Below are 8768 nucleotides of genomic sequence, written 5' to 3' on the forward strand. Positions count from 1 at the left end.
ATCAACCCAAACAACCATGCCCATAACCAGCCTCTTCCATATTTTGCTGCCACATATGCACCACCGTTTATAAAATCGTCAATCAACAAGTTCAATTTATACAAACAGGTCACAATTTGTAGGATACTACCAAATTTTCGGAAGAGAAAAAGGGTATAAATGGTTATGATCAAAATAAATGATCATTGAATCAGAGCAAAAGGGAAAGGGTCATACATGAAACGTATTAGCTGGCAGGTCAAGTTCGGTATCTTATTAATTCTATTATCTGCATTATGGTATCTGTTCCATTATTTCATATTCCGTGACTGGCACCACATTTTCATCTACTTGATAGGGGATATTGCCTTTGTTCCCATCGAGGTGCTGCTGGTCACTCTAATAATACACCAATTGCTGAGTATTCGTGAGAAACGCAGCAGGCTGGAAAAATTAAATATGGTCATTGGTGCCTTTTTCAGTGAAGTGGGAACACAGCTCTTGACCTATTTATCTGATTTTGATCCCAAACTGGATGATATCAGGAAGCATCTTATCATGACCGATGATTGGTCTGAAAAAGAGTTCGAAAAGGTCAGCAAAATCATGAAAAATTATGATTATGATATTGAGATCCAGAAGATCGATCTCGAAGAACTGCGCATTTTCCTGATCAGTAAAAGAAGTTTCCTGGTACGAATGCTTGAAAATCCTGTATTATTAGAACACGAGTCATTTACAGAGCTATTAATGGCAACATTCCACCTGACAGAAGAGCTGGCAGCCAGGAAAAACGTCAGGGAGTTTCCTGAAACAGATATCAAACACTTATCAGGGGATATTAGAAGAGCATATATACTGTTTGTAGCGAGCTGGCTGGATTATATGAGTCATCTTAAGGACAATTATCCATATCTTTTCTCCCTTGCCATGAGAACCAATCCTTTTGATGAGGAAGCATCACCCATAGTACAATGAGAGCGGGAAATAATTGAATACAATGACGTTCAAACAATCAAAATCAGGATACGTAAATAATTATACAGGAGGTCTCAACAGTTACACCTGAAATTAAAATATATACACTTAGTACTTGTGTCTATTGCAAACGGTTTAAAAAATTTCTTAAAACCAACGGCTTTGATTTTAAATATGTGGATGTGGACACCCTGACAGGCAGTGAGAGGGAAGATGTCCTGCAGGAGGTAATGATGTTAAATCCAGGGATAAGTTTCCCAACAGCAGTAATAAATGGTAAAGTCATTGTGGGTTTTAATGAAACAGAGGTTATGAGGGCACTTGGATTATGACCGAAGAGACTGAAAATTTATGCCGGGAATTGAAAAAAATGGCTGATGAGGACGGGTATACTCTCCAGCCTGACAAAGAGATACTTGAAGACCTGCTAATCGGGCTTATTGAGAATGAAAAGCGATATGGATACCATGCATGTCCCTGCAGGCTGGCCTCAGGTGTGCTTGCCGAGGATATGGATATCATCTGTCCATGCGACTACCGGGACCCGGACCTGGAAGACTACGGGTGCTGCTACTGTACTCTGTACGTCAACGAGGACTGGATCAGCGGCATGAAACCTCACGACCCCATTCCCGAGCGGCGGCCCGTGAAAAAGATATTAGGAAAACAGGAGCAGGTGGATATGACAATAAAAGAGACCACCGATGAGATATCTGTGTGGCGGTGTACGGTATGCGGTTATCTGTGTGCAAGACATGAACCGCCTGAACAGTGTCCCATATGCAAAGCCAAAAAAGAACGCTTTGAGAAGTTCTCATTATAAGGATGTACGTCCCGACCGGGACTCGAACCCGGGTCTAAAGCTCCGCAAGCTTCAAGGATATCCACTACCCTATCGGGACATAAATTAAACAAGAACTTATCTGGCTTCCTAATACGGTCCAGGGATATTAAACCTTATCCAATGACTGTTTGAGAGCCTCGATATCTTTTTTCAAGTCTTTTATCTCGCTGCTGACCTGGATCAACAGATTACAGCGAAGCTCCTATTTCACGGGCTTGCTCAAGGGTTTTTGGATCATTCGATATCTCGCCCTTTTCATACGCTTTAGGCAGCAGAATGTTGGCAATATCCATTCCCAGATAATCCAGTGACAATTGGAACATCTTAACAACAGCTTCGCAGGCCTCAGGACCTTCTGCCGATGGTATGACCAGCAGTGCACGCTTTTTTTTTAGCTTTTCGGTCTCGCTGTACGGGAGCAGCCTGTCCATGAACAGCTTCATGGGGCCTGAAGGACCGTACCAGTACAGGGGTGTACCGAAGATAATTACATCAGCGCTCTCTATCTTTGGATAGAGGTCCAGCATATCATCATCTATGGAACATGCCCCGGTCCTGCAGTCGCGACAGTCTGTGCATGGTGATATATCCAGGTCGTACAGGCCCAGTTTCTCGTGCTGGTGACCTGCTGCACCACCTAATATCTCATTGATCAGTAAGTCGGTATTTCCACCCTTTCTGGGACTTGCCATTAATGCTAGAATTTTCATGTATCCATCTCCTTATGGTACTCACCAATGCTCTTGATTGTCAACTCACCTTTGCTCATAGCCTCGATAGCATCAGCTGCTGCCAGTGCCGCCTGGATAGTGGTAATGTACGGGACTGAATAGTCAACAGCCGCACGCCTGATCCGGCGGCCGTCCTTGCGGGTCATTTTGCCGGTTGGAGTATTGATGATCAGGCCCACATCATTGGTCCGCATCAGATCGATAACATTGGGGCTGCCATCGTGCACCTTTTTGGTGATGGTAGCCTTGAATCCCTTCTCTTTCAAAAACGCTGCGGTACCGCTGGTGGCAATAAGTTCCAGTCCTGCTTCTGACATCTTCCTGGCCACCTGTAACAGTTGAGGTTTATCCTCATTCCTGATAGACATGAACACCTTGCCTTTCAGGGGCAGCTGGTTGTCTGCAGCCAGTTCTGCCTTGAAAAAGGCCAGCCCGAAACTGTAATCCACGCCCATGACCTCGCCTGTGCTGCGCATCTCGGGACCCAATATAGGATCAGCCCCCGGGAGTTTATCAAAAGGCAGCAGCACCTCTTTCACAGACACATGCCTGGGCATGGGCTCGCTCTTGTACCCCTGCTCCTTCAGAGATACACCCATCATGGCCTTGGCAGCTATCTTGGCAAGGGGCAGGCCCACTGCCTTTGATACAAAGGGAATGGTCCGGCTGCTCCTGGGATTTGCTTCCAGTACATAGACCACGCCATCCTTGTAGGCCATCTGCATGTTCAATATACCTTTTACCCTTAATGCAAGTGCGATGCGTTTCACATAATCGCGCACTGTATCAAGCACGTAATTTCCCAGTGACTGAGGCGGAATAACGCATGCTGAATCCCCGCTGTGAATGCCCGCTTCTTCAATATGTTCCATAATGGCACCGATAAGCACGTCCTCGCCGTCGCATACTGCATCCACATCGATCTCCACGGCTCCTTCAAGAAAATCATCGATAAGTACCGGGTGCCGGGGCGAAATCCTTACAGCCTCCCGCATGTAGCGGTTCAGGTCGTTCTCGTCATACACGATCTCCATGGCTCTTCCTCCGAGCACATAGGAGGGCCGGACAAGCACCGGGTACCCGATATGTGCTGCCACGTCCATGGCCTGGGCTTCAGATATGGCATAACCTGCGTCTGGTTGTGGAATACCCATTTTTTGCAGCATCTTATTAAACCGCTCCCTGTCCTCTGCGATATCCATATCCTCGGGTGTGGTACCCAGGATAATGGTATTAAGGTCGGTCCTGCGTTCCAGCTCCTGCTTCAGCGGCAGTGCCAAATTCACTGAGGTCTGGCCGCCGAACTGCACCATTACACCCCAGGGTCTCTCCCTTTCGATCACATTCATCACGTCTTCCAGGGTCAGGGGCTCAAAGAACAGCTTATCTGAAGTATCATAATCTGTAGACACGGTCTCAGGATTATTATTGATGATATGGGTCTCTATCCCCTCTTCCCGCAATGCAGTCACAGCATGCACGGTACAGTAATCGAACTCTATACCCTGTCCGATGCGTATGGGACCGGCACCCAGTATGAGCACCTTTTTTCGATCAGTGGGTTCGACCTCGCACATCTCTTCGTAACAGGAATAATAATAGGGGGTTTCAGCAGCGAACTCGGCAGAACAGGTATCCACCATCTTGTATGTTGTAGTGATACCAAGACTGCGCCGCATATCATTGATATCTTCCCGTGTTTTTCCGGTAAGTTTGCCGATCTCCTTATCAGTTAACCCCATTTGTTTGGCAGCGCGAAGATTTTCATCATTCAATTCCCTGCTAACAGTATCTTCCATTTGAATGATATTCTGTATCTTTTGGATAAAGAAGGGGTCAATAGCTGTGATTTCTGATATTTCCTGGATGGTAAAACCAGTTCTCAGGGCATGATAGATTGCAAACAACCTCTCATGGGTAGCAGTTGTAAGCAGGTCTTCGATCTCATATGGGTTCCAGTCCCTGAACCCGAAATACATATCCACGTCAAGGCTGCGGATGGCCTTGTTCAAAGCTTCCTCTATAGTGCGCCCGATAGCCATAACCTCGCCAGTGCTTTTCATAGCAGTTGTCAGTGTCTTGTCAGCGGTCACGAACTTATCAAAAGGCCACCTGGGTATCTTGACCACAGTATAATCCACTGTAGGTTCAAAGGAAGCTGGGGTCTTCTTAGTAACATCATTTGGTATTTCATCCAGTGCCATACCTATCGCGATCTTAGCGGTCACCCTGGCTATGGGATATCCGGTAGCTTTACTGGCCAGTGCCGACGAGCGGCTCACCCGCGGGTTGACCTCCACGATCCGGTACTCGCCGTCCTTGACCGCAAACTGGATGTTGCAGCCGCCTTCGATGCCGAGACTCCTGATGATATTGATACTGGCACTGCGCAGCATCTGGTGGTCCCGGTCCGACAGGGTCTGGCTGGGTGTGACCACTATGCTATCGCCGGTATGGATACCCATGGGGTCAATGTTCTCCATATTGCATATCACAATGCAGGTATCATTGGCATCCCGCATCACTTCGTACTCGAACTCACCCCAGCCCAGTACACTCTCTTCTATCAGTACCTGGTTGATCCTGCTGCGTTTCAGACCTAATTCCGTGATTGAGACCAGTTCTTCTTTTGTCCTGGCTATCCCGCCCCCTGCTCCGCCCAATGTATATGCAGGCCTGATGATCAGGGGCAGGCCCAGTTCATCGATTAATTCCAATGCAGCTTCAATGGAGTTTACAGCCTTGCTTTGGGGGACAGGCTCGCCAATTCGCTGCATGGCCTGTTTGAACTGGTCCCTGTCCTCAGTCTCCTGTATTGCTTTAAGTGGTGTACCGTATAGGTACACGTTATATTTCTCAAGAACGCCCCTGTCTGCCAGTTCGCTCACAATGTTCAGCCCTGTCTGGCCCCCCAGCCCTGCGATCACGCCGTCGGGCCGCTCCTGTTCGATAATACGCTCAACGATCTCGGGTTTAATGGGCTCGATATACACCACATCTGCCATTTCCGGGTCGGTCATGATTGTGGCAGGATTGGAATTGATAAGGACCACGCTTATGCCTTCTTCTCTCAATGACCTGCACGCCTGGCTGCCGCTGAAATCGAATTCAGCCGCCTGCCCGATCATAATGGGGCCGCTGCCTATGAGTAGCACTTTCTTAATATCAGGATTTTTAGGCATTATTTCATCACCCGTTTTACAATGCTATCAAAAAACCATTTTTCAGTATCCCAGGGACCTGGGCTGGCTTCAGGATGGAACTGCACGCTCATGATATCCAGATAGTCATGGGCAAGCCCTTCCACAGTGTTATCATTAACATTCAGGTGTGTAAGGTGGGCATCTGCCGCATCCAGGGAGTCGGCTTCCACCGCGAATCCGTGGTTCTGGGATGTGATATATACCGTTCCCGTATTCATGTCCTTAACAGGTTGGTTAGCTCCCCTGTGCCCGAATTTCAGTTTATAGGTACTTGCCCCCAGTGCCAGGGAAATGATCTGGTTGCCGAAGCAGATGCCGTAGATGGGTACCTCACCCATCATATTCTTAACAATATCAATGGCGTCTGTAGCCTTTTCAGGATCGCCGGGTCCGTTTGACACAAACACTGCATCGGGTTTTAATTCAATGATCTGGTCTGGTTTTGTGCTGGCAGGCACTACAGTGATCTCAACACCGCGTTTCTGGAGGCTTTTGATCATATTGGCCTTGATCCCAAGGTCGATCACCACAAAATGGGGCATACCTTGTTTCGTGGGTTCGATATGGTAGGCCACCTTGCAGGTCACTTTATCGATCAGGTCTACCTGGTCAGATATCCTGGGATGCTGCATTGCACGACGTACTGCTTCCTCGCCGTCATCGCTGTCTGTGATCAAACACGCCCGCATGGCACCGGTATCCCTGGTCTTGATGGTCAGCATCCTGGTATCCACGCCTGCTATGCCTGGTCGCCCGTCATCTAACGCAAGATCAAAGATCGAACGTTTTGAAAGATGGTGGGATGGGTAGGGACACGCTTCCCTTACCACCAGTGCTTCTGCTTTTATGCCATCTGACTGGAAGGTCTCGCCGCTAACACCGTAATTGCCGATGAGGGGATAGGTGAACATCAAGATCTGGCCGGCATAGGAAGGGTCTGTGAGTGCCTCTTCGTAGCCGGTATATTGAGTTGAAAAAACGAGTTCCCCGCATGCAGCAGCCCCGGCGGCACCAAAACCAACACCCTTTACAACTGTGCCGTCTTCTAGTCCTAGTACTGCTCTCATACTAGGTGGGATACATGGAATGTATGGGTTAAATAGGTTGTTGTATTCCCCCTTCTAAAAATAACATTTGTTATTTTATCTTATTTATCTCAGATGATATCATTTCAATAATATCCTTTTCTTCTTCCATATCCCTTGCTTTTTGGAGAGCTATTTCAAGCTGGCTGCGGCCTTCCTCCTTTTTAGCTGTTCTTACATAGAGACATCCCAGATTAAAATTAGGTTCGAAATCTTCAGGGAACTTTTCTATTACATCCAGATATATTTTTTCAGCAATATCATAGGATTTTTCTTTTTCCATTTCTTTTGCAGTATCCAGCATATCGTAGAAATCGTATTCAACAAAATCTTCAGCTATACCACTGAAAAAGTCTTCAAGTATAGAAATATCCAATTCGTCTTTGCTTACTTTTTCAAAAAGATCACTCATATCCTCTTTTGTGATTACGCCTTTATCGATCAATGCCAGATATAATAACATTAAAGGCATCTCAAAAGACGGCTTATCCTCTTCTTCATTTAAACCGAAGTTCCTGGATAAGAAACTCGAAACTGCTATATTAACAAGATCGGAAAAAGAAGCAAAATCGCCATCTTCTACAAGATCGGTTATTTCCCTGTGCAAATAGGGTGATATACGTATTTTCTCTGTAACCATTGATTTTCCCATAAATATCATTCTTCCTTTGAATTTATTTCTCTATCATACGCTTTTGAAAGCGCCTTTTTAACAGCAAATCACAATAAACATCCATTACATCCTTTTTATTGATGGCCATTGATGTACTCATCTCCTCATCACTCATTTCTTCAAATTCAATGCCGAGTTCTTCAATAGCTTCCGGTAACATACTATCTACCTTCGCCTCAGGCAGACCGGTCAGGCAAATGACTTTTCTGAGTACTTCCAGATACGGAATGCCACCTGTTTCATCAAGCTCAAAAACTACCTCTGCCGCCCGAAGAACCTGTTCTTCTTCAGATGGCAAATGCCGGATAAGCGTTTTTAATTTATCCAGAACGGCATTTTTTCCCATTTTCTTCTTGAGTTTTTGATACTTGAAAATGAGGTCATAAATACGATTTTTTTTATTTTCTGTCAGCTGCTTTAATCTTCCGCGAAATTGCATATTTACTATGACAATTTTGTATTATAAAAATTTAGCTATTATGCACATTTCAATGTAAACAAAATCCACCCTTCTGATGGTACTGAACAAGTACTGCAACTGCTATAGGTTGTATTGTTCGGAGATACTGCGAATCAGTCTACCGTATAAATTCTCTTCATGTCAGGTTTCTCTGTGCAATAGTAATGAACCCAAATGTAAAGATGAGTGAACAGGGCAGACAACAGGGCGGCCCTGGATGCATACACAAGCCCGGGTATCCAGATTATTGCAACTCCGAACAGATACATCCCATTATTGACATACCTGTATATTCCTTCTTTTACCAGCAGCCTGTCGCCATAAGAAGAATCAAAATGGTCAATGCCCAATGCACGTTTTATCTTAAAATATTTGCCTACCGAATAAAAGAGATAAACAGCCAATATGGCAATAATCACTGCAATGAAGTTTAATAAAAACTGGTCAAAATAAAAGGAATTCCGGCTGGAAATAGCTAAGATGACCACGAAACAAATTCTCATAAAAGCCAATGTGAAAAACCCGATTGCATAATAGGTAAATCCCCGGGCACCAAATAATCTCGTGACCAGGGAATAGTGCAGTTGAGTCCTCCAGCAGAACCACACATAAATCTGGTGTATTATTGGGAAGGCAATTGAAAGATAGAACCAGGTTATTGTGTTGATACCATAATACTGACCCGCGAAAAAAGTTCCTGTTCTGCTGACAAGATATGTTAAAATCAATAGGATTATGAGGAGCAGATAATGTAACATTGTAATGATATTATTTTATTTTCTATCTGCGTTCAACAACAATATTACTCTTAACTA

At 45.4% G+C, this 8768-nt stretch carries 9 protein-coding genes and 1 tRNA gene; 3 read left to right on the forward strand and 7 right to left on the reverse strand.

What is annotated here, in order from left to right:
* Positions 1-216 precede the first annotated feature (216 nt).
* From IBX40_08455 to IBX40_08465, 3 genes are all read left to right on the forward strand, one after another.
* Positions 217-957 (forward strand): hypothetical protein, encoded by a 741-nt coding sequence (locus IBX40_08455; GenBank protein ID MBE0524344.1) that lies wholly within the window; start codon positions 217-219, stop codon positions 955-957.
* Between the two features lie 62 nt (positions 958-1019).
* Complete coding sequence (locus IBX40_08460; GenBank protein ID MBE0524345.1) at positions 1020-1289, forward strand: glutaredoxin family protein; 270 nt, start codon at positions 1020-1022, stop codon at positions 1287-1289.
* The gene (locus IBX40_08465; protein ID MBE0524346.1) at positions 1286-1780 is read left to right on the forward strand and encodes a ferredoxin:glutaredoxin reductase; all 495 of its coding nucleotides are present in this window, start codon (positions 1286-1288) and stop codon (positions 1778-1780) included. The genes IBX40_08460 and IBX40_08465 overlap by 4 nt, the downstream gene beginning before the upstream one ends.
* A 7-nt stretch (positions 1781-1787) precedes the next feature.
* Here the strand turns inward: IBX40_08465 and IBX40_08470 are convergent.
* The 7 genes from IBX40_08470 to IBX40_08500 form a co-directional block, all read right to left on the reverse strand.
* Positions 1788-1859: transfer RNA gene (locus IBX40_08470), tRNA-Arg, on the reverse strand.
* Between the two features lie 130 nt (positions 1860-1989).
* Positions 1990-2511 (reverse strand): flavodoxin family protein, encoded by a 522-nt coding sequence (locus tag IBX40_08475; protein MBE0524347.1) that lies wholly within the window; start codon positions 2509-2511, stop codon positions 1990-1992.
* A complete protein-coding gene (gene carB, locus IBX40_08480; GenBank protein ID MBE0524348.1) occupies positions 2508-5714 on the reverse strand; it encodes a carbamoyl-phosphate synthase large subunit in 3207 nt (1068 codons plus the stop codon). Before carB ends, IBX40_08475 begins: the two co-directional genes overlap by 4 nt.
* Positions 5714-6802, reverse strand: coding sequence for a glutamine-hydrolyzing carbamoyl-phosphate synthase small subunit (gene carA, locus IBX40_08485; protein ID MBE0524349.1), 1089 nt, complete (start codon positions 6800-6802; stop codon positions 5714-5716). Before carA ends, carB begins: the two co-directional genes overlap by 1 nt.
* A gap of 70 nt (positions 6803-6872) precedes the next feature.
* Positions 6873-7460 carry a hypothetical protein gene (locus tag IBX40_08490; protein MBE0524350.1) on the reverse strand — a complete coding sequence of 196 codons (588 nt, stop codon included), beginning with the start codon at positions 7458-7460 and terminating at the stop codon, positions 6873-6875.
* Between the two features lie 34 nt (positions 7461-7494).
* Positions 7495-7932, reverse strand: a complete 438-nt coding sequence (locus IBX40_08495; protein ID MBE0524351.1) for a hypothetical protein — start codon at positions 7930-7932, stop codon at positions 7495-7497.
* Between the two features lie 134 nt (positions 7933-8066).
* On the reverse strand, positions 8067-8456 hold the full coding sequence (locus IBX40_08500) for a hypothetical protein (GenBank protein ID MBE0524352.1): 390 nt from the start codon (positions 8454-8456) through the stop codon (positions 8067-8069).
* Positions 8457-8768: the final 312 nt, after the last annotated feature.

This window comes from Methanosarcinales archaeon, assembly GCA_014859725.1.
GTDB lineage: Archaea > Halobacteriota > Methanosarcinia > Methanosarcinales > Methanocomedenaceae > Kmv04.

What these genes read in the sequence shown, in the direction of transcription:
- IBX40_08455 (MBE0524344.1), top strand. Translation starts at nt 217, where the DNA reads ATGAAACGTATTAGCTGGCAGGTCAAGTTCGGTATCTTATTAATTCTA.
- IBX40_08465 (MBE0524346.1), top strand. Translation starts at nt 1,286, where the DNA reads ATGACCGAAGAGACTGAAAATTTATGCCGGGAATTGAAAAAAATGGCT.
- IBX40_08475 (MBE0524347.1), bottom strand. Translation starts at nt 2,511, where the DNA reads ATGAAAATTCTAGCATTAATGGCAAGTCCCAGAAAGGGTGGAAATACC.
- carB (MBE0524348.1), bottom strand. Translation starts at nt 5,714, where the DNA reads ATGCCTAAAAATCCTGATATTAAGAAAGTGCTACTCATAGGCAGCGGC.
- carA (MBE0524349.1), bottom strand. Translation starts at nt 6,802, where the DNA reads ATGAGAGCAGTACTAGGACTAGAAGACGGCACAGTTGTAAAGGGTGTT.
- IBX40_08490 (MBE0524350.1), bottom strand. Translation starts at nt 7,460, where the DNA reads ATGGTTACAGAGAAAATACGTATATCACCCTATTTGCACAGGGAAATA.
- IBX40_08495 (MBE0524351.1), bottom strand. Translation starts at nt 7,932, where the DNA reads ATGCAATTTCGCGGAAGATTAAAGCAGCTGACAGAAAATAAAAAAAAT.
- IBX40_08500 (MBE0524352.1), bottom strand. Translation starts at nt 8,456, where the DNA reads ATGAGAATTTGTTTCGTGGTCATCTTAGCTATTTCCAGCCGGAATTCC.